This window comes from Mesorhizobium sp. LNHC209A00, assembly GCF_000502915.1.
Lineage (GTDB): Bacteria > Pseudomonadota > Alphaproteobacteria > Rhizobiales > Rhizobiaceae > Mesorhizobium.
Map to the genome: position 1 here is coordinate 456,413 of NZ_AYWT01000006.1, position 26,797 is coordinate 483,209.

The 26,797-nt window shown below is 63.4% G+C and carries 23 protein-coding genes and 1 pseudogene; 18 read left to right on the plus strand and 6 right to left on the minus strand.

Translation table 11 applies throughout. The features are described from left to right. Positions 1-5 precede the first annotated feature (5 nt). From X739_RS147980 to X739_RS147965, 4 genes are all read left to right on the plus strand, one after another. Positions 6-758: a GNAT family N-acetyltransferase gene (locus X739_RS147980; protein ID WP_031252113.1), complete on the plus strand. Its 753-nt coding sequence runs from the start codon at positions 6-8 to the stop codon at positions 756-758. 7 nt (positions 759-765) lie between these two features. Then, complete coding sequence (locus X739_RS147975; protein ID WP_023770742.1) at positions 766-1,188, plus strand: (deoxy)nucleoside triphosphate pyrophosphohydrolase; 423 nt, start codon at positions 766-768, stop codon at positions 1,186-1,188. A gap of 120 nt (positions 1,189-1,308) precedes the next feature. Then, positions 1,309-1,623 (plus strand): hypothetical protein, encoded by a 315-nt coding sequence (locus X739_RS147970; RefSeq protein ID WP_023795062.1) that lies wholly within the window; start codon positions 1,309-1,311, stop codon positions 1,621-1,623. Positions 1,624-1,732: 109 nt separating this feature from the next. After that, positions 1,733-1,912, plus strand: a complete 180-nt coding sequence (locus tag X739_RS147965) for a Flp family type IVb pilin (protein ID WP_023770740.1) — start codon at positions 1,733-1,735, stop codon at positions 1,910-1,912. Positions 1,913-1,932: 20 nt separating this feature from the next. Here X739_RS147965 and X739_RS147960 read toward each other — a convergent pair whose 3' ends face one another. Next, positions 1,933-2,805 carry a methyltransferase domain-containing protein gene (locus X739_RS147960; protein WP_023795063.1) on the minus strand — a complete coding sequence of 291 codons (873 nt, stop codon included), beginning with the start codon at positions 2,803-2,805 and terminating at the stop codon, positions 1,933-1,935. A 65-nt stretch (positions 2,806-2,870) separates the two neighbouring features. Here X739_RS147960 and X739_RS147955 point away from each other — a divergent pair, with 65 nt between their 5' ends. The 4 genes from X739_RS147955 to X739_RS147940 are packed head-to-tail and all read left to right on the plus strand — an operon-like array spanning position 2,871 to position 5,271. Further along, positions 2,871-3,683, plus strand: a complete 813-nt coding sequence (locus X739_RS147955) for a ComF family protein (RefSeq protein ID WP_023795064.1) — start codon at positions 2,871-2,873, stop codon at positions 3,681-3,683. 25 nt (positions 3,684-3,708) lie between these two features. Continuing rightward, the gene (gene grxC, locus X739_RS147950) at positions 3,709-3,978 is read left to right on the plus strand and encodes a glutaredoxin 3 (RefSeq protein ID WP_023770737.1); all 270 of its coding nucleotides are present in this window, start codon (positions 3,709-3,711) and stop codon (positions 3,976-3,978) included. A 10-nt stretch (positions 3,979-3,988) separates the two neighbouring features. Next, positions 3,989-4,849: a carbon-nitrogen hydrolase family protein gene (locus tag X739_RS147945; RefSeq protein ID WP_023770736.1), complete on the plus strand. Its 861-nt coding sequence runs from the start codon at positions 3,989-3,991 to the stop codon at positions 4,847-4,849. After that, positions 4,846-5,271 (plus strand): DUF1178 family protein, encoded by a 426-nt coding sequence (locus X739_RS147940; RefSeq protein ID WP_023770735.1) that lies wholly within the window; start codon positions 4,846-4,848, stop codon positions 5,269-5,271. The genes X739_RS147945 and X739_RS147940 overlap by 4 nt, the downstream gene beginning before the upstream one ends. A 4-nt stretch (positions 5,272-5,275) precedes the next feature. Here X739_RS147940 and X739_RS147935 read toward each other — a convergent pair whose 3' ends face one another. Then, positions 5,276-5,761: a MarR family transcriptional regulator gene (locus X739_RS147935; RefSeq protein ID WP_023770734.1), complete on the minus strand. Its 486-nt coding sequence runs from the start codon at positions 5,759-5,761 to the stop codon at positions 5,276-5,278. 96 nt (positions 5,762-5,857) lie between these two features. On the opposite strand from X739_RS147935, the gene X739_RS147930 reads away from it, so the two are divergent. Further along, the gene (locus tag X739_RS147930; RefSeq protein WP_023770733.1) at positions 5,858-6,748 is read left to right on the plus strand and encodes a DMT family transporter; all 891 of its coding nucleotides are present in this window, start codon (positions 5,858-5,860) and stop codon (positions 6,746-6,748) included. Between the two features lie 75 nt (positions 6,749-6,823). On the opposite strand, the gene ubiG is transcribed toward X739_RS147930, so the two are convergent. Continuing rightward, positions 6,824-7,573, minus strand: coding sequence for a bifunctional 2-polyprenyl-6-hydroxyphenol methylase/3-demethylubiquinol 3-O-methyltransferase UbiG (gene ubiG, locus X739_RS147925; RefSeq protein ID WP_023770732.1), 750 nt, complete (start codon positions 7,571-7,573; stop codon positions 6,824-6,826). Positions 7,574-7,774: 201 nt separating this feature from the next. Then, on the minus strand, positions 7,775-9,613 hold the full coding sequence (locus tag X739_RS147920; protein WP_023795065.1) for a CHASE3 domain-containing protein: 1,839 nt from the start codon (positions 9,611-9,613) through the stop codon (positions 7,775-7,777). 242 nt (positions 9,614-9,855) lie between these two features. Between X739_RS147920 and X739_RS147915 the strand changes: the two genes are divergently transcribed. From X739_RS147915 to X739_RS147885, 8 genes and pseudogenes are all read left to right on the plus strand, one after another. After that, a complete protein-coding gene (locus tag X739_RS147915) occupies positions 9,856-11,109 on the plus strand; it encodes an aspartate kinase (protein WP_023783539.1) in 1,254 nt (417 codons plus the stop codon). An 81-nt stretch (positions 11,110-11,190) separates the two neighbouring features. After that, positions 11,191-13,453 (plus strand): annotated as a pseudogene (ptsP, locus tag X739_RS01000000166265) (phosphoenolpyruvate--protein phosphotransferase). Positions 13,454-13,463: 10 nt separating this feature from the next. Then, positions 13,464-14,543 carry a peptide chain release factor 1 gene (gene prfA / locus X739_RS147910; RefSeq protein ID WP_023770729.1) on the plus strand — a complete coding sequence of 360 codons (1,080 nt, stop codon included), beginning with the start codon at positions 13,464-13,466 and terminating at the stop codon, positions 14,541-14,543. Beyond that, positions 14,536-15,414 carry a peptide chain release factor N(5)-glutamine methyltransferase gene (prmC, locus tag X739_RS147905; protein ID WP_023770728.1) on the plus strand — a complete coding sequence of 293 codons (879 nt, stop codon included), beginning with the start codon at positions 14,536-14,538 and terminating at the stop codon, positions 15,412-15,414. Before prfA ends, prmC begins: the two co-directional genes overlap by 8 nt. Positions 15,415-15,719: 305 nt before the next feature. Continuing rightward, positions 15,720-16,772, plus strand: a complete 1,053-nt coding sequence (locus tag X739_RS147900) for a DUF4167 domain-containing protein (RefSeq protein ID WP_023770727.1) — start codon at positions 15,720-15,722, stop codon at positions 16,770-16,772. A 218-nt stretch (positions 16,773-16,990) separates the two neighbouring features. After that, positions 16,991-19,597, plus strand: a complete 2,607-nt coding sequence (clpB, locus tag X739_RS147895; protein ID WP_023770726.1) for an ATP-dependent chaperone ClpB — start codon at positions 16,991-16,993, stop codon at positions 19,595-19,597. A 57-nt stretch (positions 19,598-19,654) separates the two neighbouring features. After that, positions 19,655-20,020: an MmcQ/YjbR family DNA-binding protein gene (locus X739_RS147890; protein WP_023770725.1), complete on the plus strand. Its 366-nt coding sequence runs from the start codon at positions 19,655-19,657 to the stop codon at positions 20,018-20,020. Positions 20,021-20,168: 148 nt separating this feature from the next. Further along, positions 20,169-21,662 (plus strand): L,D-transpeptidase family protein, encoded by a 1,494-nt coding sequence (locus tag X739_RS147885; RefSeq protein WP_023770724.1) that lies wholly within the window; start codon positions 20,169-20,171, stop codon positions 21,660-21,662. Between the two features lie 41 nt (positions 21,663-21,703). Here X739_RS147885 and X739_RS147880 read toward each other — a convergent pair whose 3' ends face one another. Continuing rightward, a complete protein-coding gene (locus X739_RS147880; protein WP_023770723.1) occupies positions 21,704-22,336 on the minus strand; it encodes a TMEM175 family protein in 633 nt (210 codons plus the stop codon). A 254-nt stretch (positions 22,337-22,590) separates the two neighbouring features. Between X739_RS147880 and X739_RS147875 the strand changes: the two genes are divergently transcribed. Continuing rightward, entirely contained in the window at positions 22,591-24,141 is a 1,551-nt protein-coding gene (locus X739_RS147875) for an MFS transporter (RefSeq protein ID WP_023795066.1), read from the plus strand. Here X739_RS147875 and X739_RS147870 read toward each other — a convergent pair. Beyond that, positions 24,053-26,023 (minus strand): M23 family metallopeptidase, encoded by a 1,971-nt coding sequence (locus tag X739_RS147870; protein WP_023770721.1) that lies wholly within the window; start codon positions 26,021-26,023, stop codon positions 24,053-24,055. The genes X739_RS147875 and X739_RS147870 overlap by 89 nt on opposite strands. Between the last annotated feature and the right edge of the window lie 774 nt (positions 26,024-26,797).

Below are 26,797 nucleotides of genomic sequence, written 5' to 3' on the forward strand. Positions count from 1 at the left end.
CAAGCATGCTCGCGACCGTGCGCCGCTACGAGGCGGCCGGCTTTCGCGCCTGGCCCGCGGCCGCCGTCCACTATGACGGCACCTGGGTGGTGCGCCTGACCGCCGGTCATCCGGCCAAGCGGCTGAACTCGGTCAATCCGCTCGATCCCGGCGACATCCAGCACATCGCCGACCGCATCGGTCGCGCGAGCCGCCGTTTCGACGCGTACGGCCGGCCGCTGACGTTCCGCATGTCGCCATTGTCGGGTCCCGATCTTGCCAGCCATCTCAACAAGGAGGGGTGGAGCCGGTTCGACGAATCGCTGGTCATGCGGCTGCCGCTGGCCGATGCGCAACTCGACGCCGCCATGGACCAGATCCCGCTCAAGGACATCAGCCGCTTCATCGGCGCATTGCTCAAGGTCAGCGGCTCGGACGTGTCGCTGCGGCCGGGCCTGTCGGAGATCATCGGAGCCATCCAGCCTGAAGCCGGGCTGTTCGCGCTCGAGGATGGGACGGAGCCGCTGGCGACGCTGATCTGTGTGCATGACGGCGATCTCGCCGGCCTGTTCGAGGTCGCTACCGACAAGGCGGCGCGCAACAAGGGCCACGGCCGCAACCTGATCCTGTCAGCACTGAAATGGGCGAGGCTGCGCGGCGCACGGGAAGCCTGGCTGCAGGTCGAGGCCGGCAACGCGCCGGCGCTGGCGCTCTACCGCGCGCTCGGCTTCGAGGAAGTCTATCGCTATCACTACCGCCGGCCGCCTGGTCATGGGTGAATCGGGCATGAATGATGTGACGATCGCCGGCAAGCGCCTGCTTCTGGTCGCCGCTTGCGCGCTGGTCGATGCCGATGGCCGCGTGCTGCTGGCGCAGCGGCCGCAAGGCAAGCAACTCGCCGGCCTGTGGGAGTTTCCCGGCGGCAAGGTCGAGGCCGGCGAGACGCCGGAACAATGCCTTGTCCGTGAACTGCACGAGGAGATCGGTATCGAGACCGATATCCCATGCCTGGCGCCGCTGACCTTCGCCAGCCATTCCTATGACGACTTCCACTTGCTGATGCCGCTTTTTGTCTGCCGCCGCTTCCGCGGCATCGCCCAGCCGAGGGAAGGGCAGGCGCTGAAATGGGTGCGGCCCAAACAGATGCGCGATTATCCGATGCCGCCGGCCGATACGCCATTGATCCCCTTCCTGATCGATCTCCTTTGAGGATCCGATTGGACCACCGTCCATATCAGCCAGCGTTAATGGAAGATTTATCTCATCATGAAAAAGTTGACGCATGGCCGTTTTCGTGCGGCAGCCGTCATTTCGCTGGGGAGCGATAGAATGAGCCTGGACAGGGATTGGGATTCGATCCGGCCCGAGCGCGGCTTTCGTGCCGCCGAAGCGGGCATGGGCGTCCTGCGCCTCACGCTGCTTTTCGGATCGGCCGCCGTGGCGCTGGCGTTGATCGCGACGCCTTTCCTGGACGGCCAGACGCGTTCGCAAACGGCCCGCGACGGTTTCCCTGGCTTGGACATGACGGCTACCGGTTCGATCAGCCATCGCAGCAGCTATACGGTACGCCGCAGCGTGCTGCAGGCCGATCCGGGTGGCGTCTGCATTATCCGTTCCGATGGCAAAAGCAGTGGCGACTGCTGACAAGGCCAGGACCTTTCCGACGGTCGGCGGCTTCACCGCCTGTTAAGCCTTTGCCGTTAACCTTTCTTAACACGTCCGCGGTAAAGTTTCCGCAACGGGGATCGAGGCCATGAAAACAGTGCTGCTGCGTTTTCTGGAGGACGAAAACGGCACCACGGTCGTCGAATACGCCCTGATCATCTGCGTACTGTCGCTGACGATCATCGGGGGTATCAGCCAGGTCTTCAACACGCTGACCTGGTTGTTCAGCGACAACTCCAGCAGGCTTGCCAACGCCTTTGCGCAATGAGGCTGGTGCCTGCGAAAAGGTCAATGCCCATCAGGCCCCTCCAGTATAGTCTTCAGCGAAACCTTGGCTGAACCGGGTTTCAGCGGCTTTTGCTGCGATGCATCGGGCGCCCAGCCGGACATCCAGACCGTCGAGAAGCTTGCCCTGATACGACCGTCGGGGTCGGAAAAACGTTCGGCGTAGATATCCGCGGCGCGGGCAAACAGCTGGCGCGTGCCCGGCCGCCGGCTGCGGTCGGCCAGCGCGCTGGTTTCGCCCATGGCACGCAGATCCGCCATCAGGGCAAACAGGTTGGCATAGCGCACCGTCACCGTCTCGACGTCGGCGACCGGCAGCGCGAAACCGGCGCGCTGCAGCAACGCACCGGCATCACGTACGTCGGTGAAGGGGATGACGCGAGGGCTGACGCCGCCGTAGAGCTCTGTCTCCGCGGCAAGCAGGCTTTCGCGCAGTTCCGCAAGCGTGCCGGCTCCTGCGAACGCGCCGAGGAAAAGTCCGTCCGGCCGCAGCGCGCGGCGGATCTGGATCAACATGCCCGGGATGTCGTTCATCGCCTGCAGCGACAAAAGCGACACCACCAGATCAAGACTTTGCGGCTCGAACGGGACGGTCTCCGGCGGTGCAATCAGGCCGGCGGCACCATTCAGGAAAGCCGCGGCCGTCTCGACACGGGCGATATCCTCCACCTTGCCGCTCCGCGCAAGGACGCCGGCCGCGGCCGATGTCTGGCAAAACAGCACCGCCGCCTTGGCGAACTTTCGCTCGACGGCGCCCAGCCGGTCGGCGAGATCGTCGGCGGCACGGCGCATGAGGAAGTCGGCGCCGTCAACCGGATGGATGAGCGCGCGCCGCTTGTGCGCCAGCCACAGAGAGGTGTCCATTATCGGCTGCAAGGGATTGATCCTTGTATGTCGGCCCCTTGATGTGATTGGTATGGTGGCGCCGAGGAACCAATCACGTGGCCGATCCGATGCCCAAGATCAAGTCCGTCGAGATCAGCAAGCTGGCCGGGTCTGCTGCCCGGTCGGCTCTGGGCTGGCCGGCGCGCATCCTGTTTCCGCCGGTCTGCGTCGGTTGCCGCCGGCAGGTCTCGCAGCCTGGTGTGTTGTGCGGCGCCTGCTGGCCGAAGCTGCGGCTGCTGGAGCGGCCCTGGTGTCCGGTGATGGGCACGCCGTTCACCCATCACATGGGCGATGGTTTTCTGTCGGCGGAGGCGATCGCGGATCCGCCGCCCTTCGAACGGGCACGGGCCGCGGTCGTCTACTCCGGCGTTGCCCGCCAGATGGTGCAAGGGCTGAAATACCAGGACCGTACGGATCTCGCACCCTGGATGGCGCGCTGGATGGTCCGTGTGGGCGCCGACCTGATCGCCGACGCGCATGTGGTGGTGCCGGTGCCGCTGCATTGGCGCCGTTTTTTCAGGCGGCGGTTCAACCAGTCGACGGAACTGGCGCGCGCGGTTTGCGAACTTAGCGGGCTGCCTTTCGCGCCCTCCGCCATGCGGCGTATAAAACTCACCCGCCAGCAGGTCGGACTGGAGCGGCAGGAGCGCGAGGAGAACGTGCGCGCCGCCTTTCGCGTGCCGGCAGAGGCCGAGATCGAGATTGCCGGCCGAAGGGTGCTTCTGATCGACGATGTCTACACCACCGGCGCCACCGTGCGTGCCGCCACCAAGGCGCTGAAAAGGGGAGGTGCGGCCGCCGTCGACGTGCTGACCTTTGCCCGTGTGTTGCCGGGGGACTTCCGGGCGGACGAGTCCGTGACTATATAAGTCGTCAACAGAAGCGGAATTCGTCATGGTCGATGTCACGATCTATACGCGCATGATGTGCGGCTACTGCACGGCGGCCAAGCGGTTGCTGGAGCGCAAAGGCGTCCCCTACACCGAGCACGACGCTTCCTTCTCTCCGGAACTGCGCCAGGAGATGATGTCGCGGGCTCACGGGCGCACGACCTTTCCGCAGATTTTCATAGGCGACACGCATGTCGGCGGCTGCGACGACCTCCATGATCTGGAGGCAGAAGGCCGACTGGACAAACTGCTCGCCAACGGCTCGTCGAACTGAGGGGATGACAATGAGTGTTTTCAGGGCGGCGGCAGTGCAGATGCGTTCAGGCGAGAGTCCCGAGCGCAATGCGGCCGATATGGAGCGGCTGGTGCGCGAGGCCGCGGCCCAGGGCGCCATCTACATCCAGACGCCGGAGATGACCGGCGCGCTGATCCGCGACAAGGAAGCGCGTGCCGCCTCCTTCACCTCGCAGGACAAGGACATCGTTGTCGCAACCGCGCGGAAGCTCGCCAGTGAGCTTGGCATCTTCCTGCACGTTGGCTCGACCGCCATACTGCGCGCCGACGGCAAACTCGCCAACCGCGCGCTCCTGTTCGGACCCGATGGCGCGACGCTCGCCACCTACGACAAGATCCACATGTTCGACGTCGACCTCGATAACGGCGAAAGCTGGCGCGAATCCGCCGCCTATGAGCCGGGGACCGAAGCCGTCATTATTCCGATCAACGATGCGAAACTAGGCTTTGCCGTCTGCTACGACCTGCGTTTTCCGCAATTGTTCCGTGCCGAAGCGATGTCCGGCGCCGAGGTGCTGACCGTGCCCGCGGCCTTCACCCGCCAGACCGGCGAAGCGCATTGGCATGTGCTGCTCAGGGCACGCGCCATTGAGAACGGCGCCTATGTCGTCGCCGCCGCGCAAGGCGGCCTGCACGAGGACGGCCGCGAGACCTATGGACATTCGCTGATCGTCGATCCGTGGGGTCGCATCATCGCCGAGGCCGCGCATGACGAGCCAGCGGTGATTGTCGCCGAGATCGACCCGGCGCAGTCGCTTGCCGCGCGCAAGAAAATCCCCAATCTCAGGAATGCGCGGGATTTCACCATCAATGCCGGCGAGGCGCCGCGTCTCAGGGGCGCCGCATCTTGATCCGCTTTTCCCTGATCTGCGAAAACGAGCATGAGTTCGAGGGTTGGTTTCGCAGCAATGACGATTTCGACACGCAGAAGAAGCGCGGTTTTGTCGATTGCCCCAGCTGCGGCTCGCACAAGGTCGAGAAGGCGCTGATGGCCCCGGCCGTTTCCACGGCCCGCAAGCAGGAAACCATAGCGCTTGCCATGGGCGAGGCGCAGAAGCAGGCGCTGGCGCAGCTGAAGGCGATGGCCGAGAAGGTGCGCGAAAACGCCGACTATGTCGGCGACAAGTTCGCCGAGGAAGCGCGCAAGATCCATTTCGGCGAAACCGATGCGCGCGGCATCTATGGCGAGGCGACGCTTGAAGAGGCCAAGGGCCTGGCCGAGGACGGCGTCGAGTTCATGCCGATCCCGGTGTTTCCGGACGACCGGAACTGAGCGATCAGCTGACGCTGCCGATCAACTTTTCCAGCAGTTGCGAAAGCGTTTCCCGTTCGGCCAGTGTAAGGCCGGACAGGATCTGATGCTCGTTCGCCACATGTGCCGCAACGGCCTCGTCGATCAAAGCGAGCCCCTTTTCGGTCAGCCGCACGACGATGCCGCGCCGATCGTTGGGGTGCGGTGCACGCAGGATCAATCCGGCCTTTTCCAACCGGTCGAGCCGGTTGGTCATGGCGCCGGAGGTCACCATGGTGGCCTCGTAGAGCGCTGTCGGGGTCAGTGCGTACGGTGAGCCGGAGCGGCGCAGCGTCGCCAGCACATCGAACTCTCCCGCCTGCAGTCCAAAACGGGCAAACAGCGGGGCGAGGCGATCACGTGCTATCAGCGAGGAGACCTCATTCAAGCGCCCAATCACGGCCATCGGCGACACATCCAGGTCCGGCCGTTCCCGCTGCCATTGCTCGATGGCTTTCCCAGCGCGGTCCATCTATCTCACCATAGTATCTTGACGTTAAGAATCTTTCCATTATCTTATCTCAATATTCAACGCCGGCCAAGAGGCTGTGCACCCATAGGGTTCATCATGAAATATCTCTGGGATTCGGCGCTCGGCTTGCTGGTTGTCACCGGCGGCCTGCTGGGCCTGACGCTGCCTTTCGGCAAGCTCGCCACTGCGGCCGGCGTGCCAGCCACGGTCTGGGCCTTTGTAATCTCGCTCGGCGCCGGCGGAGTGCTTTTGGGCGTGCTCTTGGCGCGTGGTCAGCGCATCCGGCTCACCCCGCACAAACTGCGCTATTTCTTCGTCACCGCGGCAGTGTCCTATGCCGTCCCCAATCTCCTGATGTTTTCGGCCATTCCGCATCTGGGCGCCGGCTACACCGGCATCATGTTCACGCTGTCGCCGGTGATCACACTGGTGTTTTCGATCCTGCTCGGCGTCCGGCGCCCCAACATGCTGGGCATATCAGGCATTGCAGTTGGTTTCGTCGGCGCCGTCATGGTGGCGGTGACGCGCGGCGAGGCTGGCCAGCCGGCCGATCTGTTCTGGGTGGTGATGGGGCTGCTGATCCCGGTCAGCCTTGCCGCCGGCAACATCTACCGCACCATCGACTGGCCGGAAGGAACTGGTCCGATCGAACTCGCGGTCGGCAGCCATCTGGCGTCCGCGGCGATGCTGCTCGTCGGCATCCTGATCTTGCTCGGAGGCAAGGCCTTCGTCCAGCTTGGCGCCGTGCCGCTCATCGTCGTGGCGCAGATGGCCTCGGCATCGGCGATGTTTGCTTTCTTCTTCCGGCTGCAGGCGGTTGGCGGTCCGGTCTATCTCAGCCAGATCGGCTATGTCGCGGCAGCGGTCGGGCTGTTTGCCGGCACGATCTTCCTTGGTGAACACTATCAACTGCTGACCTGGGTCGGCGCCGTCATCATCACCGCGGGCGTGTTCATCACCACCAAGGCGCAGAGCCAGAAAGCCTGACGGCTTCGAGGCTCACGTCGCACCGCCGTCAGCGTCACCGCCGGGCTCCGGCCTCGGCTGGCTGAGGATTGGCTGTCAGACCGAATCCTTTTCCGCCAGCACCATGTAATTGACATCCATGTCCTTCGACCGCGCCCAGCGGTCGGCAAGCGGATTGTAGGTGACGCCGGTGCGGTCGATGACGGTCAGACCGGCGCCGCGTAGCGCCTTTTCCAGCTCTTCCGGGCGCACCAGCTTGCCGAATTGGTGGGTGCCGCGCGGTAGCCAGCGCAACACATATTCGGCGCCGATGATGGCGAGGCCGAGCGCCTTGAGCGTGCGGTTGATGGTGGCCACGAACATGATGCCGCCCGGTTTGACCACCTCGCCGCATTTGGCGACGAACAGGTCGATATCGGCGACATGTTCGACCACTTCCATATTGAGGACGACATCGAATTTTTCGCCGGCCTCGGCGAGATCTTCCGCCGTCGTGGCACGATAGTCGACGCTGACATTGCCCTCGGCGGCATGCAGTTTCGCCACTTCGATGTTTGTTTCGGAGGCGTCCGCTCCGACCACCTCGGCACCGAGCCGCGCCATCGGCTCGCACAAAAGGCCACCGCCACAGCCGATGTCGAGGATGCGCAGGCCCTCGAACGGCCGCGCCGCCCGCGGGTCGCGGCCGAAGCGCGTCGCGATCTGGTCGCGGATATACGAAAGCCGGACCGGATTGAATTTGTGCAGCGGACGAAACTTGCCGTTTGGGTTCCACCATTCGGCGGCGAGGGCGGAAAAGCGTTCCACCTCTCCGGCATCGATCGTCGATCGTCGGGGCTCAGGCATCGGTTGGTCTCCTCGGACGCTATAGCGCCGCGCGTCCTTCGGACGCGCAAAGGACGCTGTAGCACTTTAATTCTGCGCATGATCCCTTTCCGAAATCGAAGTCCATTTCGGGGTCATGCGCTAGGAAGTCGGGCGTGAGGCATCGAATGTCAAGGCAACATTTTCCTCTGCTGACAAAGGGCCGGGCGATCAAAGGCCGGCTTATTTCGTGTCCAGCACGTCGCGCAGCTTGGCCGCCAGCTGCTCGATGGTGAACGGCTTGGCCAGGAAGTGGACGTCATGATCGAGCACGCCGTTGTGGACCACGGCGTTCCTGGTGAAGCCGGTGGTAAAGACCACTTTCAGCCCGGGCTGGCGCGCGAGCGCTTCCTCGGCGAGCTTGCGGCCGTTCATCACCGGCATGACGATGTCGGTGAAAAGCAAAGCGATGCCTGGTGTCGCGGCGAGCTTCTGAAGGGCCTCCGGTCCGCTCCCCGCATGGATGACGATGTAGCCGAGTTCGCGCATGATATCCGTCGTGGAAGCCCGCACGCGGGCGTCATCCTCGACGACGAGGATCGTCTCGGTGACCTTGGCCGTGCTCTTGTCCCGCCCGACGGGCGTTGCCGGCTCCTCGGCTCCGAAAAACCGGGGCAGGTAGACCTTGATCGTCGTGCCTTCGCCGGGCTCGGAGTAGATCTTGACGTGGCCGCCCGATTGTTTGACGAAGCCGAACACCTGGCTCAGCCCAAGTCCCGTGCCCTTGTTGACCGGCTTGGTCGTGAAGAAGGGTTCGAAAGCCCTGGCGATGGTCTCAGGCGACATGCCCGCGCCGGTGTCGGTTACCGCGATCATCACATATTGGCCAGGCGTGACTTCGGCGTGCGTCGATGCATAGCCGTCGTCGAGGTGGCTGTTGACAGTCTCGATGGTCAGCTTGCCCTCATTGTCCATGGCGTCACGGGAATTGACGGCCAGATTGAGGATCGCGTTCTCGATCTGGCTGGGATCGGCCCGGGTTTTCCATAGGCCGCCCGCTAACACTGTCTCGATGCGGATGCCTTCACCCAAGGTGCGGCGCAGAAGATCGGACATGCCGGTCAACAGCCCGTTGATGTCGACAACCTGCGGCGCCAGAGGCTGCAGGCGGGAGAAGGCAAGCAGGCGGGAGGTCAGGTCGGCGGCACGGCTGGCCGCGTCGGTCGCGGCCTCGACGAGCTTTTCGATGTCATGCTCGCCCCGCTTCAGCTTGCGCTGGGCAAGGTTCATGGCGCTGAGGATCACCGCCAGCATGTTGTTGAAGTCGTGGGCGATGCCGCCTGTCAGCTGTCCGACAGCCTCCATCTTCTGCATCTGGCGCATCTGGGATTCGGCTTTTTCGCGCGTCTGGATCTCGTTGCCGAGTTCGATGTTCTTGCGCATCAGCTCTTGCTGGGCGACGACCACCTCGTGGAAGCGGCGATGGTATTGACGGATGGTGTAGGCGGCAAGCAGGAAAATCGCCAGCAACGCCGCCAGTGAGCCGATGCGCAACCAGGCCTCGACCCGGTCGGTATGCTCGTCGCGCGCGGCCACCGCGGCTGCGCCGATACGCCTGATTGTGTCCATGCTGCCCCGCATCTCGTCCATGGCGGCCTTGCCATGGCCGCTGCGAACCAGTTGCAGGGCCTGTGCCGCATCGCCTCGCTCGTAGAGAGCTATGGTTTCCGCCAGGTCGGCCTGCTGTTGCGAAAGCGCGTCCTTGATGTGGCCGATCTGCTGGCCGATCTGGTCGTCGGGAGCGGTCGCGCTGTCGACCCGCGCCAATTGTCCCGGAATTGCCTCGACGGCCTTCCGGTAAGGCTCCAGATAGGATTTTTCCCCGGTCAGCAAGTAGCCGCGCTGACCACTCTGGGCCTCCTGCGCCAATGAAAGCAGCCCGGAAAGCTGTTCCTGGTATTCGATTGTCTCGCGTGCGGCGGCACGATTGGCCCTTTGGCTCTCGACGAGCACCGCACGGGTGCCAACGATCAGTGCCAGCACTGCAAAGCCCGCGACAAGCGGGAGCGATTGCAATCGCATGGCGCGCCGAAGCCGAGCAATCATCTGTTATGCCGAACCAAAAGCAATTTCCCGCAGGCAGCATTTGGTAAGCGGCGCCGGGCCGGAAGGCAATATGTCGTGCTGCTACGCAATCCGCCGTCAGCCTTGCGAAACCTTCCTCATTTGGCTATGGAGGCCGCGCATTCAGTGGCCGGCGGCAGCCGGGCGCTTTCTTCCATTTTCGGCCGCGGGCCGGCTCCAGTCAAAGGCATTTCGCTTCCATGGCGCGTATCGTGATGAAATTCGGCGGGACCTCCGTCGCCGACATCGCTCGCATCCGCAACGTGGCACGTCACGTCAAACGCGAGGTCGACGCCGGTCACGAGGTGGCTGTGGTGGTTTCGGCGATGGCCGGCAAGACCAACGAGCTGGTCGGCTGGACCCGCGAGGCCTCACCGATGCACGATGCGCGCGAATATGACGCGGTCGTCGCTTCCGGCGAACAGGTCACGGCTGGCCTTCTCGCCATCACCTTGCAGAACATGGGCGTGCATGCGCGCTCCTGGCAGGGATGGCAGATTCCGATCAAGACCGACAACGCGCATGGCGCGGCGCGCATCCTCGACATCGACGGCGCCTTCCTGGTCAAGCGCTTCGGCGAAGGCCAGGTGGCTGTCATCGCCGGTTTCCAAGGCATCGGGCCGGACAACCGCATCGCCACGCTCGGACGTGGCGGCTCCGATACCAGCGCCGTGGCGATCGCCGCCGCGATCAAGGCCGACCGCTGCGACATCTACACCGACGTCGACGGAGTCTACACCACCGACCCGCGCATCGAGCCCAAAGCGCGGCGGCTGGCCAAGATATCGTTCGAGGAAATGCTTGAAATGGCCTCGCTCGGCGCCAAGGTTCTGCAGGTGCGTTCGGTCGAACTTGCCATGGTGCACAGGGTGCGTACCTTCGTGCGGTCGTCCTTCGACGATCCCGATGCGCCCGGAATGGGGGATTTGCTCAATCCTCCGGGAACGCTCATTTGCGACGAGGAAGAGATCGTGGAACAGCAGGTCGTCACCGGAATTGCCTACGCCAAGGACGAGGCCCAGATTTCGCTGCGCCGCGTCGGCGACCGGCCGGGCGTCGCCGCCGGCATTTTTGGGCCGTTGGCCGAGGCCAACATCAATGTCGACATGATCGTCCAGAACATTTCCGAGGACGGCAAGCTGACCGACATGACCTTCACCGTGCCGTCGGGCGATGTCGACAAGGCGCTGGCCGTGCTCGACCGGCTGAAAGCCGAGATCGGCTACGATGTCGTGCAGTCGGAAGCCGGCATGTCGAAGGTTTCGGTCATCGGAATCGGCATGAGGAGCCATGCGGGCGTCGCCGCCACCGCCTTCAAGGCGCTGGCCGACAAGGCGATCAACATCCGTGCCATCACCACATCCGAGATCAAGATTTCGATACTGATCGACGGTCCTTATACGGAACTTGCGGTTCGCACTTTGCATTCCGTCTACGGTCTGGATAAGCAGTAGCAGGACTGAATCAGCTGTTGCGCACTTGCCGGGCGCGGCGGAAACTGCCTCGGCAAGAAGTCTATTGGAGAAGAAGCCGCGATGCGTGACACGGCCGTTGGCCCGCGCGTTTTGCTGAAACGGCTCCGCGAGCTCATGCAGGAGCCGCTGGAGCCGCAGGAGCGGCTCGACCGGATTGTGCGCGACATCGCCTCCAACATGGTGGCAGAAGTCTGCTCGCTCTACGTGCTGCGCGCCGATTCGGTGCTGGAGCTCTACGCCACCGAGGGTCTGAACCCGAACGCCGTCCACCTGGCGCAGCTGCGGCTTGGGCAAGGCCTGGTCGGCACCATTGCCGCGAGTGCCAGGCCGCTCAACCTGTCCAACGCGCAAGAACACCCGGCCTTCGCCTACCTGCCGGAGACCGGGGAGGAGATCTACAATTCCTTCCTCGGCGTGCCGGTGCTCAGGGCAGGGCGCACGCTGGGCGTCCTGGTCGTCCAGAACAAGACAATGCGCCACTACCGCGACGACGAGGTCGAGGCGCTGGAAACCACGGCCATGGTCATCGCCGAGATGATCGCCACCGGCGATCTGGCGCGGCTGACCCGGCCAGGCCTCGAACTCGACCTGCGCCGGCCTGTCAGCTTCACCGGCCTGTCCTTCAACGACGGCGTCGGGCTCGGTCACGTCGTGCTGCACGAGCCGCGTATCGTCGTCACCAATTTGTTCAACGAGGACAGCGAGGAAGAGGTCCGGCGGCTCGAGGCCTCGCTTGGTTCTCTGCGGCTTTCCATCGACGACATGCTGGAGCGCCGCGATGTCGCCTTCGAGGGCGAGCATCGCCAGGTGCTGGAAGCCTACCGCATGTTCGCCAACGACCGGGGCTGGGTACGGCGCCTGGAAGAGGCGATCCGTAACGGCCTAACGGCCGAGGCAGCGGTCGAAAAAGTTCAGAGCGACATGCGCGCCCGCATGCTGCACATGACCGATCCTTATCTGCGCGAGCGGATGAGCGATTTCGACGATCTCGCCAACCGGCTGTTGCGCCAGCTGATGGGACGTGGGCCCGAGGATGTCGCGGCCTCGCTGCCCAAGGACGCCATCATCGTCGCCCGCTCGATGGGCGCTGCCGAACTGCTCGACTATCCTCGCGACAAGCTGCGCGGGCTGGTGCTGGAGGATGGCGCGGCGACCAGCCATGTCGTCATCGTCGCGCGCGCCATGGGCATTCCCGTCGCCGGCCAGATGAAGGGCGCCGTTTCCATGGCGGAAAACGGCGATGCCATCATCGTCGACGGCGAGGAAGGCGCGATCCATCTGCGGCCGCAATCCGATCTCGAAGCCGCCTATGCCGAGAAGGTGCGGTTCCGGGCGCGCCGGCAGGAGGTCTACCGCGAACTGCGCAAGAAGCCGTCGACAACCCGGGACGGGGTCCAGGTCGACCTGCTGATGAATGCCGGGCTTGCCGTCGACCTGCCGCAGTTGGCGGAGGCGGGCGCTGCCGGCATCGGCCTTTTCCGCACGGAACTGCAGTTCATGGTCGCCTCGACCTTTCCACGCGCCGAAGCCCAGGAAAAACTCTACCGCGACGTGCTCGAGGCCGCGCGCGGCAAGCCGGTCACCTTCCGCACCATCGACATTGGTGGCGACAAGGTGCTGCCCTATTTCAAGGGTGCGATCCAGGAAGAGAATCCGGCGCTCGGCTGGCGGGCAATCCGCCTGACGCTAGATCGGCCGGGCTTGCTGCGCACCCAGATCCGCGCCTTGCTCAAGGCCAGCGGCGGGCGCGAGCTCAAGCTGATGCTGCCGATGGTGACCGAGCTCGGCGAAATCGCCCAGGCGCGCGAAATCATCGACCGCGAGGTGCGGCATCTCTCACGCTTCGCCCATCATCTGCCGACCAGTCTCAAGCTGGGCGCCATGCTGGAAGTGCCGTCGCTGCTGTTCCAACTCGACGAACTGATGAAGGCGGTCGACTTCGTCTCGGTCGGATCGAACGACCTGTTCCAGTTCGTCATGGCGGTCGACCGCGGCAACACGCAGTTGGCGAACCGCTTCGATACGTTGTCGGCGCCGTTCCTGCGCGTGCTCAAGCAGATCGCCGACGCCGGCGCCCGCAATCATACGCCGGTCACCCTGTGCGGTGAACTCGCCGGCAAGCCGATCTCGGCGATGGCGCTGATCGGCCTCNTCGATCTCGATGTCGCCGGCCTCGATCGGTCCGGTCAAGGCAATGCTGACGGAACTGCCGCTGGAGGAGCTGAAGGCTTTCTTCGACGACAATCTCATGGCGCCGGCGCAAGGGCTGCCGATGCGGGCGTTGCTGCAGGCCTTCGCCGACGACCGCTCGATCCCGTTGTAGCAGCCTCATCATGGTCAATTTGCCCCGCGATCGTATGGATCAAGTCGTCAAGCGTTTCGAGATGCTCGAAGCGCAGATGTCGGCCGGGCCGGCGCCGGATGCCTATGTGAGGATGGCATCGGAATATGCCGAGTTGCAGGAGATGGTGGCCAAGGTCAGGGAATTGCGCTCGGCCGAGCACGAGCAGGCCGACCTCGAAGCAATGCTCGCCGACAAGGGCACCGACGCCGAGATGCGGGCGCTTGCCGAGGCCGATCTGCCCGGCGTCGAGGAGCGCATCGAGGTGCTGCAAAAGGACATCCAGATCCTGCTTCTGCCTAGGGATGCCGCTGACGACAAGAACGCCATTCTTGAAATCCGCGCCGGCACCGGTGGCGATGAGGCGGCACTCTTCGCCGGCGACCTGTTTCGCATGTACGAGCGCTACGCCGCCGAACGCGGCTGGCGGTTCGAAACGGTATCGGCCAGCAACGGCGATGCCGGCGGCTTCAAGGAAATCATCGCCACGATCTCCGGTAAAGGTGTGTTCGCCCATCTGAAATTCGAATCCGGGGTGCATCGCGTCCAGCGCGTGCCGGCCACCGAGGCCAGCGGCCGCATCCACACGTCAGCCGCCACCGTCGCGGTGCTGCCGGAAGCCGAAGAGGTCGACATCGATATCAGGGCCGAGGACATCCGCATCGACACGATGCGTGCCTCCGGCTCCGGCGGCCAGCACGTCAACACCACCGATTCCGCGGTCCGCATCACCCATCTGCCGACCGGCATCATGGTGGTGCAGGCGGAGAAGTCGCAGCACCAGAACCGGGCCAAGGCCATGCAGATCCTGCGCGCCCGGCTCTATGACATGGAGCGCAGCAAGGCGGATGAGGAGCGTTCCGAGTCGCGCAAGTCGCAGGTCGGTTCCGGCGACCGCTCCGAGCGCATCCGCACCTACAATTTTCCGCAGGGCCGGGTCACCGACCATCGCATCAACCTGACGCTCTACAAACTCGACCGGGTGATGATGGGTGAACTCGACGAAATCGTCGACGCGCTGATCGCCGATCATCAGTCGAAGCTGCTGGCCGATATCGGTATCGATGGCTGACCATCCGCCCGCGACGCTGGGGCCGCTGCTGCGGGAAGCGCGGACCCGGCTTGCCGCAGCCGGTATCGATGATCCCGCGCTCGATGCGCGGCTGATCGTCGAGCACTATTCCGGCTTGACGCGCACCCAGGCCATCGCCGACCCCGAGTGCAAGATCGACGGGGACGTCATGGCCGCGATCGATGGCGCCCTGAGACGGCGAGCCAGCGGCGAGCCGGTGCATCGCATCCTCGGGTATCGCGAGTTTTACGGTTTGCGCTTGCGGCTGTCGCCTGAGACGCTGGAGCCGCGACCTGACACCGAAACGCTGGTCGAGGCGGTGCTGCCCTTCGTAAAGGCAATAGCCGCGCGGGAGGGCACATGCCGCATCCTCGATCTCGGCACCGGCACGGGCGCGATCGCCCTGGCGTTGCTGAGCGCCGTGCCGGCCGCGACCGCCACCGGTGTCGATATCTCCGCCGGCGCTCTGGCTACGGCGGCCCGCAATGCCGGGCAATTCGGGCTCGGCGGCCGGTTCACCGCGGTTCAGTCGGATTGGTTCGAAAAAGTTTCCGGCCGGTACCATGTAATTGCCGCAAACCCTCCCTATATACCGACTCACGAGATTGGGAATCTGCAGGACGAAGTCCGCGATTTCGACCCGCGGCTTGCCCTTGATGGCGGTGTGGATGGGCTGAACCCCTACAGGATCATCGCCGCCGAGGCGGCAAGATTTCTGGAAGCCGAAGGCAGGATTGCGGTCGAGATCGGCCACACACAAAGCAACGACGTCAACGATATATTTCGCGCAGCCGGTTACGCGGCTGGCGAGCTGTTTGGCGATCTCGGCGGAAACGACAGGGTTCTTGTTTTTCAACGGGCAACGTCTTGACGCAGTGCAAAAAAAGCGCTTGGCAATACCGGGGAATGCGGCTAGGGTCGCCTAACCGGATGAGACGAAGCAGGCAGTGCTCTTAGCGATTCGGTTTTTCCTTGGAAATAGCTGCCTTCTTGCGCAAACGACGCCCAAGCTTCGTGCGGGAATCGTCCGGCAAGTGATGTAACCGGAAACAGGATGACACGTGGCGCCAACGCAATCGATGCGGGCGAACGCCGGTGAAGAAACGAAACGGCTGGCTGCATGAGCGCCTCCGTTCGTGAAGAGTTTTTCAAAATTTCAGAGATGAAGAGAGTCGAATGAGGCCACAACAGCAGAACAGGCGCATGCGCGGTCGCAACAACAATGGCGGCGGCGGTGGCAATAACAATAACAATAACAACAACAACAACAATAACAACAACCGCAAGGGGCCGAATCCGCTTACGCGCAATTACGAGAGCAACGGCCCGGACGTGAAAATCCGTGGATCGGCTCAGCAGATTGCCGAAAAATATGCCACGCTCGCCCGTGACTCGCACAGCTCCGGCGACCGGGTTATGGCGGAGAACTACCTCCAGCACGCTGAACACTACAATCGCATCATTGCCGCCGCGCAGGCGCAGATGCCGATCCAGAACGTCCAGCAGGCACGCGACGAGTTCGACGAGGACGGCGATGACGATCGCGACGAGTTCGACAATGCCGCCAACAGTGGGGCCGCCAACAGTGGGGCCGGCAACAGTGGGGCCGGCAACAGTGGGGCGGGCAACAGTGGGGCGGGCAATAGCAGCGGCAATGCCGGTTCCGATCCACAACTTCCCGTAATCAACCATGGCGCAGGTCCGCAGCCGGTGATCGAGGGCATGCCGGCGGAGGTTGCGCTCAACCGGGAAAACGGTCGCGACAATCGCGACAATAGCGGGCGCGACAATAGCGGGCGCGACAATAACGGGCGCAACAATGGCGGCCGCGACAACAGTGGCGGACGCCATCGAGATCGCCGCCCCAATGGCGGCTACGGCCAGCGCGACTACGCTTCACCCGAACAGGGCGGCCAGCAACAGCGCAACGAGGCCCCGGGGCAGACGGAAGTCCAGGCAGAGGCCGCTTCACCGCCCGAGACCGTCACGGCGGTCGAGCCGGCTCCGCGGTTCGAGAATTTTTCACCGGCAGGTCTGGCCGCCCAGGCCGAACTCAATGAGGCGGCCGCCGAAAGCGGTGCTGCCCGGCGTCCACGGCGTCCGCGCCGTCCGCGCACCAATGCCGATCAAGTCGAGAGCGGCAGCGAAAATGAGGATGCGGCCGAGACAGCGGCGGCTCCGGTCGACAGCGGCGGTGCCGAACCCGTGGTTTCCGACATCGACAACTGAGCGAACGGCATTCAAGGCCTTGAGCGGCGGAGAGAAATCTCCGCCGTTTTTGTTTGGACTGACGTGGAATATTATGCACCTGCCATATTGCGACATCTTGAGGGGCAAGGGCCCATGCACCATATCTGGCTTGAACAGGATCCGGCTCGAATGAGCGGGTCCGTCACCGCAATCTGATCCGGTGCCGCAAAGCGGGCCGGTGATGGAAGGAGACAAATATGAACCTTGAGAAATACTCAGAACGCGTGCGCGGCTTTATCCAGTCCGCGCAGACCATGGCCCTCTCGCGCAACCACCAGCAATTCACCCCCGAACACATTCTGAAAGTCCTCGTCGACGATGACGAAGGCTTGGCCGCGTCGTTGATCGAGCGCGCCGGCGGCAATGTCCGCGATGTCAAGCTCGGCGTCGAGACGGCGCTCGAGGCGATGCCCAAGGTGGAGGGCGGCAATGGCCAGCTCTATCTGGCGCAGCCGCTGGCCAAGGTGTTCTCGACCGCCGAAGAACTGGCCAAGAAGGCCGGCGACAGCTTTGTCACCGTCGAGCGGCTGCTGCAGGCGCTTGCCATGGAGAAATCGGCCAAGACCGCCGAAATCCTGGCCAAGGCCGGCGTCACCGCGCAGGCGCTGAACCAGGTCATCAACGACGTCCGCAAGGGCCGCACCGCCGATTCGGCGAGTGCCGAACAGGGCTATGACGCACTGAAGAAATACGCCCGCGACCTCACCGCAGACGCCCGCGCGGGCAAGCTCGATCCCGTGATTGGCCGCGACGACGAGATTCGACGCACCATCCAGGTGCTGTCGCGCCGCACCAAGAACAACCCGGTGCTGATCGGCGAGCCGGGCGTCGGCAAGACGGCGATCGCCGAAGGCCTGGCGCTGCGCATCGTCAATGGCGACGTGCCGGAATCGCTGAAGGAGAAGCAGTTGATGGCGCTCGACATGGGCGCGCTGATTGCGGGTGCCAAATATCGCGGCGAATTCGAGGAGCGGCTGAAGGCCGTGCTTTCGGAAGTCACTTCGGCCAGTGGCAACATCATCCTGTTCATCGATGAGATGCACACGCTGGTCGGCGCCGGCAAGGCCGATGGCGCCATGGATGCCTCGAACCTTCTGAAGCCGGCGCTGGCGCGCGGCGAACTGCACTGCGTCGGCGCCACCACGCTCGATGAATACAGGAAGCATGTCGAGAAGGATCCGGCCCTTGCCCGCCGTTTCCAGCCCGTCTTCGTCGACGAGCCGACAGTGGAGGACACGGTCTCGATCCTGCGCGGCCTGAAGGAGAAGTACGAGCAGCACCACAAGGTGCGTATCTCCGATTCGGCACTGGTGGCGGCGGCGACATTGTCCAACCGCTACATCGCCGACCGCTTCCTGCCGGACAAGGCGATCGATCTCGTCGACGAAGCCGCCTCGCGGCTCAGGATGCAGGTCGATTCCAAGCCCGAAGCGCTGGACGAGATCGACCGCCGCATCATGCAGCTCAAGATTGAACGCGAAGCGTTGAAGGTCGAGACGGACGATGCCTCGAAGGACCGGCTTGCCCGCCTGGAAAAGGAACTCGTCGGCCTGGAAGAGGAATCGACAGAGATCACCGCGAAGTGGCAGGCCGAGAAGCAGAAGCTCGGGCTAGCGGCCGACTTGAAGAAGCAGCTCGACGAGGCGCGCAACGACCTTGCCATTGCCCAGCGCAAGGGTGAGTTCCAGCGCGCCGGCGAGCTTGCCTATGGCAAGATCCCGGACCTGGAAAAGAAGCTGAAGGAGGCCGAAGCCCAGGACGGCAAGGCCGGCATGGTCGAGGAAGTGGTCACGCCCGACCACGTCGCCCATATCGTGTCGCGGTGGACCGGCATTCCGGTCGACAAGATGCTGCAGGGCGAGCGTGATAAGCTGTTGCGCATGGAAGACGAGATCGGCAAGCGTGTCGTCGGCCAGGGCGAAGCGGTGCAGGCCGTTTCCAAGGCAGTGCGGCGTGCCCGTGCGGGCTTGCAGGATCCGAACCGGCCGATCGGCTCGTTCATGTTCCTCGGGCCTACCGGCGTCGGCAAGACGGAGCTGACCAAGGCTTTGGCCAATTTCCTGTTCGACGATGAGACGGCGCTGGCGCGCATCGACATGTCCGAATACATGGAGAAGCACTCTGTCGCCCGGCTGATCGGCGCGCCTCCCGGCTATGTCGGCTATGAGGAAGGCGGTGCGCTGACCGAAGCGGTGCGGCGCCGGCCCTATCAGGTCGTGCTGTTCGATGAGATCGAGAAGGCGCATCCGGATGTCTTCAACGTGCTGTTGCAGGTGCTCGATGACGGGCGGCTCACCGACGGGCAGGGCCGTACCGTCGACTTCCGCAACACACTGATCATCATGACGTCTAATCTGGGCGCCGAATATCTCGTCGCTCTCGGCGAGGACCAGGATGTCGATGCCGTACGAGACGAAGTGATGGGCGTGGTCAGGGCATCGTTCCGGCCGGAGTTCCTCAATCGCGTCGACGAGGTGATCCTGTTCCACCGGCTGCGCCGCAAGGACATGGACCGTATCGTCGAGATCCAGCTCAAGCGGCTCGAGAGCCTGCTGACCGATCGCAAGATCACGCTGTCGCTGGATCCTGAGGCGATCGAGTGGCTGGCGGCCAAGGGCTACGACCCCGCTTATGGTGCCCGGCCGCTGAAGCGGGTGATGCAGAAGGAGCTGCAGGATCCGCTGGCGGAAAAGATCCTGCTCGGCGAGATCCTGGACGGCTCGACGGTCAAGGTCACGGCCGGGTCCGACCGGCTTAATTTCCGCTCCAAGCCGGCGATCGTCGCGGCCGAGGTTGCGGCCTGATTCAGAAGCCGCGCGTCCACCGGACGCGCGGCTTTTTCATGCAATTGGCGGGGATTGATGACGCTGGACGATTACAACGGCTTCTGCGCCTCGCTGCCCGCAACGAACCACGTTGTGCAATGGGGCGGCGCCCATGTCTGGAAGGTCGGGACCAAGGTGTTTGCGATCGGTGGCTGGGATCAGGGTCAGCAGCTCTTCGTCACCTTCAAATGCTCCGACATCGCCTATGACGTGCTCAAGGAGCAGCCCGGCCTGCGCCCCGCTCCCTATCTTGCCTCCCGCGGCATGAAGTGGATCCAGCGTCGGACAAGCCAGAGCATGGATGATGGTGCGCTGAAGGACTATTTGCGCGAGAGCCACCGCCTTGTTGCCCTTAAGCTGACGAAGCAGGCGCGCAAGGAATTGGGGCTTGGCGCAAGCTAGCCAATATTCCCCGAGGCGCCGGAAAACCGCCATCTTCATGCCCGGTTCATGTTGGAACCATATGGTGGGTAACTGGTTTGCTGGCGAAGGGTTCGCCGACCTGAACAATGCCGAGCGGCGGCACATACGGACCGGAGAGTTTCGCACGATGCTGCGCACTATCTTCACCCTTTCGGCGCTTGCCGCGGGACTGGTGTTTTCCAATGCGTTCGCCGCGCCGACGCATGACGGTGCCGCCCAGCCTGTCCGTGCGTCCGGGAGCGGCGGCATTCTGCTCGCCCAGGACGGCAATCTCGACATTTATTACGATGCCAGGGGCAATCGCGTCATCGTCGATTCGGACACCGGCAAGGTGATCGCCATCCAGCCGCCACAGACACGGCTCGACCGGCGGGTGCTGCGCCGCGAGAGCCGGATGCGTGAACTTGGCCGCGCACCGGCCGACGATGATCGTTACTATCTCGACGATCCCCAGGACATGGCCCGCTTCCGCCGCAGACAGTTGGAAGAGGAGGGCCGGGTCATTCCACCGCCCGCCGACGAATACGATCCTGACGGAAGTGGTTCAGTCGATGCCTATCCGCCGGCACCGCAGGACGACGGCAGTTATGACAACAATTATCCCGATGCGCCGCAGCCGGCAAAGCCGGGTACAATCAAGCGCCAACCGCTGAACGAGGCGTCGATAGACCCCGACCGGCCGGCAGACCCGACGGACCAAGCAGCGCCCTCCGACCAGGCGGCATTGCCGCCGAAGGCCGGCGACAAGACGTCAGTCGATCCGGCGCTTTCGCTGGGGGCACGCCAGGATGTCGCGGCCCTGCAGGTGCTGCTCGACCGGGGCGGGGCTTCGCCTGGCGTCATCGACGGGCGCTTCGGTTCGAATGTCGACAAGGCGCTGGCGGCCTACAATCAGATCAACGGCAGCAGCCTCAAATCGACCGATTCGGTCGGCATCCAGGCCGCATTGTCGCAATCCGGTGGCGACCCGTTCGCCAACTACACCATCACCGCGGAGGATGCGGCCGGCCCCTATGTCGCGTCGATCCCGGAAGATTATAGCCAGAAGGCGCAACTCGACCGCATGGGCTTCACCTCCGTCACCGAGGCGCTGGCCGAGCGCTTCCACATGGACGAGAACTATCTCAAGGCGCTCAATCCGGACGCCAACTTCAATCGTCCCGGCACGATCATCAAGGTCGCGAATTTCGGCAAACTGGTTTCTACCCCCGTGACCCGCATCGTCGCCGACAAAGGCAAGAAGGAAGTCTTTGCCTATGACGGGTCGGGCAAGCTGGTCGCGGCCTACCCCGCCACAATCGGCTCGTCGGACACGCCATCCCCGACCGGCATTCATGCCGTGTCGCGTGTCGCGCTCGATCCGAACTACACCTATAATCCCAACATCAACTTCAAGCAGGGCGAGAACAACAAGATCCTGACCATTCCGCCTGGGCCGAATGGCCCGGTCGGATCGGTGTGGATCGCGCTGGACAAGCCGACTTACGGCATTCACGGGACGCCGGAGCCCTCGAAGATAGGCAAGACCGAGAGCCATGGCTGCGTGCGCTTGACCAATTGGGACGCGCGTGAACTGGCCAAGCTGGTCTCGCCGGGTGTCCCGGTGGAGTTCGTCGAATAGGGTATGTCGATATTTGGGCGATGCCGGCCTGACGTGAATTCTCAACCAATGATCCTGCGCACCCACTTCACATTCGGCGTTGCCGCGTAGATCAACTGCACCACAAGAATGAAGCCGACGCTCGCCAACGGGGTGATCAGGCAAAGTGCGGCGCCGACGGCCCACAGGATCTGCGCCTTGACGATGCGCAGGTAGACCGTGCGTTTCGTTTCCGGGTCGACGTCCTCCGCGACAAGGCCGCTCCTCTCCGCATACCACCAGCTGACGAACAGCGTGATGCCAAGCATCAAGAGGTTGAGCCAGTAAACCAGCACCGCGGTCCTGAATTCCAGAAAATCGGCGAGAAGGTCGGTCGAGAACGGCAAGAGCGCGATGAAGGCGAGAAAGCAGAGGTTCAGCGTGGCCAGCCGTCTGTCGGATTTGGCGACCAGACCATGCTGGGCCTGCTGGCCGAACCAGAAGATGGTCAGGGTCAGAAAGCTCAAGGCATAGGTGAGGAAGCGTGGCGCGAGTGCCGCGATGGCGGCGAGCAGATCATGTTCGGAGTGGACCACCTCATGCGCCGGCACCCTGATCTCGATCACGATCAGGGTGAGCGCGATGGCGAACACGCCATCGGTGATACCGACAATACGGCCGCGCCCCTCAACCGATGCTTCGAGCGGACGCTTCATCGATTTCTCCTGCCCGCGGGTCCTGACAAACCTAAAGCGCGTCTCGTCGAAACGGATCCGTGCGACGCGCTTTTAAATCTTGCCTGATGCATGTCGTTGTCGCAAAACCGAGGTCACTTCCGCGCGACATGAATTAGCATGACTGCCGCGGTTTGCATCGGGGCAGATGCGATCCCTGGCAATATGGCTGGTTTCAAGGACAACAAGCCGCTGGCCGGTTGTTGCCGCCGCGCCGACGGTCTAATGAGGCTGACATGCATGCGCCCAATCGAGCCGCCGCCGTTCCGCTGACCGCTCCGGTCGCGAATGGCACGTTCTGCCCGCAATCGCAGCGGCGTTATGTCTTGATCGCGGCGATCCTGGCCTCGGCGCTCGGCTTCATCGACGGATCGATCCTGGCGATCGCCATGCCGGCGATCCGCGTCGACCTCGGCGCCAGCCTTGCCGAGGCGCAGTGGATTTCCAATGCCTATGCGCTGACACTCTCGGCGCTGATCCTTGCCGGCGGTGCCGCAGGCGATCGGTTCGGGCTGCGCCATGCTTTCGTGGCCGGCATTGCGCTGTTCGTCGTGACCTCGCTTGCCTGTGCGCTGGCGCCGAACGCTGTCGTGCTGATCGCATTTCGCGCGCTCCAGGGCATCGGCGCCGCGATCATGGTGCCGGGCAGTCTCGCCATTATCGCCAAGGCCTATCCCAAGAAGGAACGCGGCAGGGCGATCGGCATCTGGGCGGCGGCGTCGGCGCTGACCACCGCTCTCGGCCCCGTGCTCGGTGGCCTGGTGCTCTCGGCTTTCGGCGGCGGCATCTGGCGGGCGATCTTTGCCGTCAATCTGCCGCTCGGCCTGATCTCGATCTATCTGCTGCTCGCCAAGATTCCGGCCGATGCGCCGACGGAGAAACGCAGCCTTGACCTTGCCGGCGGGGCGCTTGCGACGGTGGCCTTCGGGGGGCTCGCCTATGGGCTGACTTCAATGAGCGCCAGCGGCGAGAGCCACATGGCCGGTCCAAGCGTTGCCGCCGGCGCCGTGCTGCTTGTCGTCTTCATCCTGTTTGAGCGGCGGCAGCGCGAGCCGATGATAGATCTCAGCCTGTTTCGCATCGGTGCTTTCGCCGGCGCCAACGTCGCGACGTTCTTTCTCTATTTCGCACTGTCAGCCAATCTTTTTTATCTGCCGATGCTGCTGATCGCAGGCTGGGGACTGAGCACCGCCGAGGTAGGCTTCATCTTCCTGCCGTTGTCGGCGGCGATCGCGCTTCTGTCGGGACCCGTCGGCAAGCTGTCGGACCGGATCGGGCCGCGTTTTCCCATTGCCTGCGGCAGCCTGATCGTGGCGGTTGCCTTCGCCGGGCTGGCCTTCCTCGCCTATGCCGGCTTTCACCATTTCTGGACCGGCATCTTCCCCTTGATGGCGCTGATGGGGCTCGGCATGGCGTTGGTCGTATCGCCATTGTCCACCGCGATCATGACGGCGGTGGAAGACAAGGACACCGGCGCCGCTTCCGGCATCAACAACGCCGTCTCACGCATCGGCGGCTTGATCGCGGTGGCGGCGATGGGGTCCCTGGCTGCCTGGATCTACGCCAATGCCCTGGAGGTAAATGCCACCCCTGGCCTGCCTGGCTTCGGCGAACCGCCACCAGCAGGACTTTCGCCGGCACTCGATACGGCGAGGATCGCCGCCAGCGACGTAGCCTCGGCAGGACGAAGGCTGAGACTCAGCCTTCGATCTTGGCGCTGGCGACCTTCAGCGAATTGCCATCTTCCTGTTTCAGCAGATCGTCGATGCGCTCGCGTTCGCGCTTGAAGGCGACGAGATCGTCGCCCTTCAGCACCTTGCCGACCGGTAGACGGACGCGCATCGGATCGACTTTGGTGCCATTGACGATCACCTCGTAGTGCAGGTGCGGGCCTGTGGCGAGGCCGGTCTGGCCGAGATAGCCAATGGTCTGGCCCTGGCGCACGTGCATGCCCGGCTCCATACCTTTGGCAAAGGCGCTCTGGTGATTGTACGAGGTCTCGTAGCCATTGGCATGGCGAATGATGATCTGCTTGCCATAGCCGCCGGCCCAGCCGACCTTCTCGATGACGCCATTGCCGGCGGCGATGATCGGCGTGCCGATCGGGGCTGCCCAGTCGACGCCTGTGTGCATGCGGACATAGCCGAGGATCGGATGCTTGCGGGCGCCGAAGCCGGAGCGGAATTTTCCGGCGGGCAGCGGATTGCGCAGCAGGAACTGCTGGGCGCTCGAGCCGTCTTCGTCGAAATAGTCCGTGCTGCCGTCCTGCATCTGGAAGCGGTAGAAATTGCGGGTCGTGCCGCCGAAGGTCGCCGAGACATAGAGAAGCTCGGAATTGTCCGAGGTCTGGTCGTCGCCATCAGGCTGTGAGAACAGCACTTCAAGGCGGTCGGAGGGATTGAGGCGGGACTGGAAATCGACATCGGATGCCAGGAGCTTGATCAGCCGCTGGGTCATCGCCTTGGACATGCCGTAGGAATAGGCGGCGCGGTAGATGCCGTCATAGACGTTGGGCAGGTTGCCGCGCACAACCACCGGTGCCGACGAATCGTCGAACGCGGTCAGCAATTCGGGATTGGGCTCGGGCTCCTGGGCCGGCACGTACTGGCCGCGATCGTCGAGCGCGATGGTGACGATATGCGTGGTCTTGTCATAGACGCTTGTCCGCACGACCTTGGCGGCGTCGCCGTGGACCTCGAGGCCAACACGCAGCACCGTTCCGGCCTTGAGCGCCGGCGCGTTGAGCAACTTGGCGATCGCTTCGGCCATGCCGGTGGCATCATCGCCCGTGTAGCCCGAATCGGCGAAAGCCTCCGTGAGGTCGGTGTCCTTGGTAAAGGGGATGATTTCCTCGGCGAAAGCCGGTGCCTGGTCGTCCGCGTTGGCGCGTGGCGATACGGAGACATTTTCCGGCACGATCTTCACATCGTAGGAGCCGGCCATGCTCTCGGCAAAGGCTTCGCCGAATCGCTGCGGATCGACATAATGAAGCGAAGCCACCTGCACGGCGCCGTCGCTGAGGTCGGTGCCGGCCTCGCGTACCACTTTTTCGACTTCGTCGGCCGACAGGTCACTCTTCTCGTCGAAGGAAGCCGTCGCGATTGGGAAGTCGACGGTCTTCAGGCTCATTTCGCTTTCGACCTTGGCGCCATAGATCTGGCCGGAGGCGGCCGACGCTGTCGCAGGCTGTGCCGATACATCGTCGCCGTCGTCGCCGAACACCTGCATCGGGTCGAAAGGGGGGTAGGCCCGGCTGGTGGTATGGCCGGCTGCGAGTGCCATCTTGATCTGAACGAAAGGCATGGTGTGGATGACATCGCGGTCGCCGACCTTGGTGACCATCGACACTTCCATGCGGCGGCGATCCTTGGCCTTGGCGATCTGGCGCGGCGCCACCAGCCTGGTGGTCTTTGCCACCTCGCCGGAATCGCCGTTGCTGGCAAGGCCGATCAGTTCGGCGATTTCGGGTGGGGTCGCCAATTGCTGGCGACCGTCGAGAGCGGCGAACAGCGCGACGCCCATCAGCACGCTCGAGGTTACACCGGTGAGGAATGTTCCCGACAGCCAGCGTGCAGAAACCTCACGCCGATCGGGCGGGCCGCTGCGGCCGTCCGCGATAAGCGGCGGCTCATTGCCGAGTTCGGCTATGACATCTTCCGTATCTGGCATCCAGAAAGGCTGCTTCTTCCCCGGGCGGAACGGCTTGTCGCTTTTGTTGTGGCCATGACATTTGCCTGTCACGGCAGGTTAAGTCAACGAAGCCTCAGGCTTCGGTCGAATTCCCCTCGCGCACTTCTCTTATAGAGCACTTCTAAAAAGCGGGCGGCGTGCTTTCATCCAGAAGGCTTTCGCGCACTCCCTTACGGCGCTCTTGGAAGAGGGGATTGCACGGCTGTGCTCGCGCTCTCTTTTGTTGGCCTTGGTGTCGACCGGCAATGCGGCGGCAATAGGGCTCCTTCGTGGCCTCCTCCTCCTGTGGTCCGTGTTCCCCTGGGGCAGCCGGCTATCGAGAAAGCGCGCCCGAAATTTCTGTCGCAAAAAGTTCAAAAACATTTGGGAACGGTGTTGACAGTTTTGGTTGGTGGCGACTATATACGCCTCACGAACGAGGGCGGTGCGCCGCTGGCGACGAAGAAGTTTGCTTCTAGGAGATCGGAAGAGCGTCGNCCGCGTAAGCGACACTCGGACGGCCCCGGAGCCAAAAGCGAAGCGGGCCACGACATTGCGTGAAGCGATGTCTGTTCTTTGAAAATTGAATAATGAAGAAAGAGAAACGTGGGCGGCAGAGTCCTGCTGAACCTCTTATCCCGCCAGGGGTATGAGGTTCGAACGAGACTTTGGCGGACACGTTTTGAGAGAATAAAGTCTACCAAGACACGTGAGTGTCTAGGTGTGAATGTTCTCGTCAATTCGAAGCGTGACCAGATAAAAGCCAATCAAAGT

Excerpts from the sequence above, each read along its gene's own strand:
- X739_RS147930 (WP_023770733.1), top strand. The coding sequence starts at position 5,858 with ATGAAATATCTCTGGGATTCGGCGCTCGGCTTGCTGGTTGTCACCGGC.
- X739_RS147885 (WP_023770724.1), top strand. The coding sequence starts at position 20,169 with ATGCTGCGCACTATCTTCACCCTTTCGGCGCTTGCCGCGGGACTGGTG.
- X739_RS147870 (WP_023770721.1), bottom strand. The coding sequence starts at position 26,023 with ATGCCAGATACGGAAGATGTCATAGCCGAACTCGGCAATGAGCCGCCG.
- ubiG (WP_023770732.1), bottom strand. The coding sequence starts at position 7,573 with ATGCCTGAGCCCCGACGATCGACGATCGATGCCGGAGAGGTGGAACGC.
- grxC (WP_023770737.1), top strand. The coding sequence starts at position 3,709 with ATGGTCGATGTCACGATCTATACGCGCATGATGTGCGGCTACTGCACG.
- clpB (WP_023770726.1), top strand. The coding sequence starts at position 16,991 with ATGAACCTTGAGAAATACTCAGAACGCGTGCGCGGCTTTATCCAGTCC.
- X739_RS147965 (WP_023770740.1), top strand. The coding sequence starts at position 1,733 with ATGAAAACAGTGCTGCTGCGTTTTCTGGAGGACGAAAACGGCACCACG.
- X739_RS147900 (WP_023770727.1), top strand. The coding sequence starts at position 15,720 with ATGAGGCCACAACAGCAGAACAGGCGCATGCGCGGTCGCAACAACAAT.
- X739_RS147920 (WP_023795065.1), bottom strand. The coding sequence starts at position 9,613 with ATGCGATTGCAATCGCTCCCGCTTGTCGCGGGCTTTGCAGTGCTGGCA.
- X739_RS147980 (WP_031252113.1), top strand. The coding sequence starts at position 6 with ATGCTCGCGACCGTGCGCCGCTACGAGGCGGCCGGCTTTCGCGCCTGG.
- X739_RS147935 (WP_023770734.1), bottom strand. The coding sequence starts at position 5,761 with ATGGACCGCGCTGGGAAAGCCATCGAGCAATGGCAGCGGGAACGGCCG.
- X739_RS147890 (WP_023770725.1), top strand. The coding sequence starts at position 19,655 with ATGACGCTGGACGATTACAACGGCTTCTGCGCCTCGCTGCCCGCAACG.
- X739_RS147975 (WP_023770742.1), top strand. The coding sequence starts at position 766 with ATGAATGATGTGACGATCGCCGGCAAGCGCCTGCTTCTGGTCGCCGCT.
- X739_RS147915 (WP_023783539.1), top strand. The coding sequence starts at position 9,856 with ATGGCGCGTATCGTGATGAAATTCGGCGGGACCTCCGTCGCCGACATC.
- X739_RS147945 (WP_023770736.1), top strand. The coding sequence starts at position 3,989 with ATGAGTGTTTTCAGGGCGGCGGCAGTGCAGATGCGTTCAGGCGAGAGT.
- prmC (WP_023770728.1), top strand. The coding sequence starts at position 14,536 with ATGGCTGACCATCCGCCCGCGACGCTGGGGCCGCTGCTGCGGGAAGCG.
- X739_RS147875 (WP_023795066.1), top strand. The coding sequence starts at position 22,591 with ATGCATGCGCCCAATCGAGCCGCCGCCGTTCCGCTGACCGCTCCGGTC.
- X739_RS147880 (WP_023770723.1), bottom strand. The coding sequence starts at position 22,336 with ATGAAGCGTCCGCTCGAAGCATCGGTTGAGGGGCGCGGCCGTATTGTC.
- X739_RS147970 (WP_023795062.1), top strand. The coding sequence starts at position 1,309 with ATGAGCCTGGACAGGGATTGGGATTCGATCCGGCCCGAGCGCGGCTTT.
- prfA (WP_023770729.1), top strand. The coding sequence starts at position 13,464 with ATGGTCAATTTGCCCCGCGATCGTATGGATCAAGTCGTCAAGCGTTTC.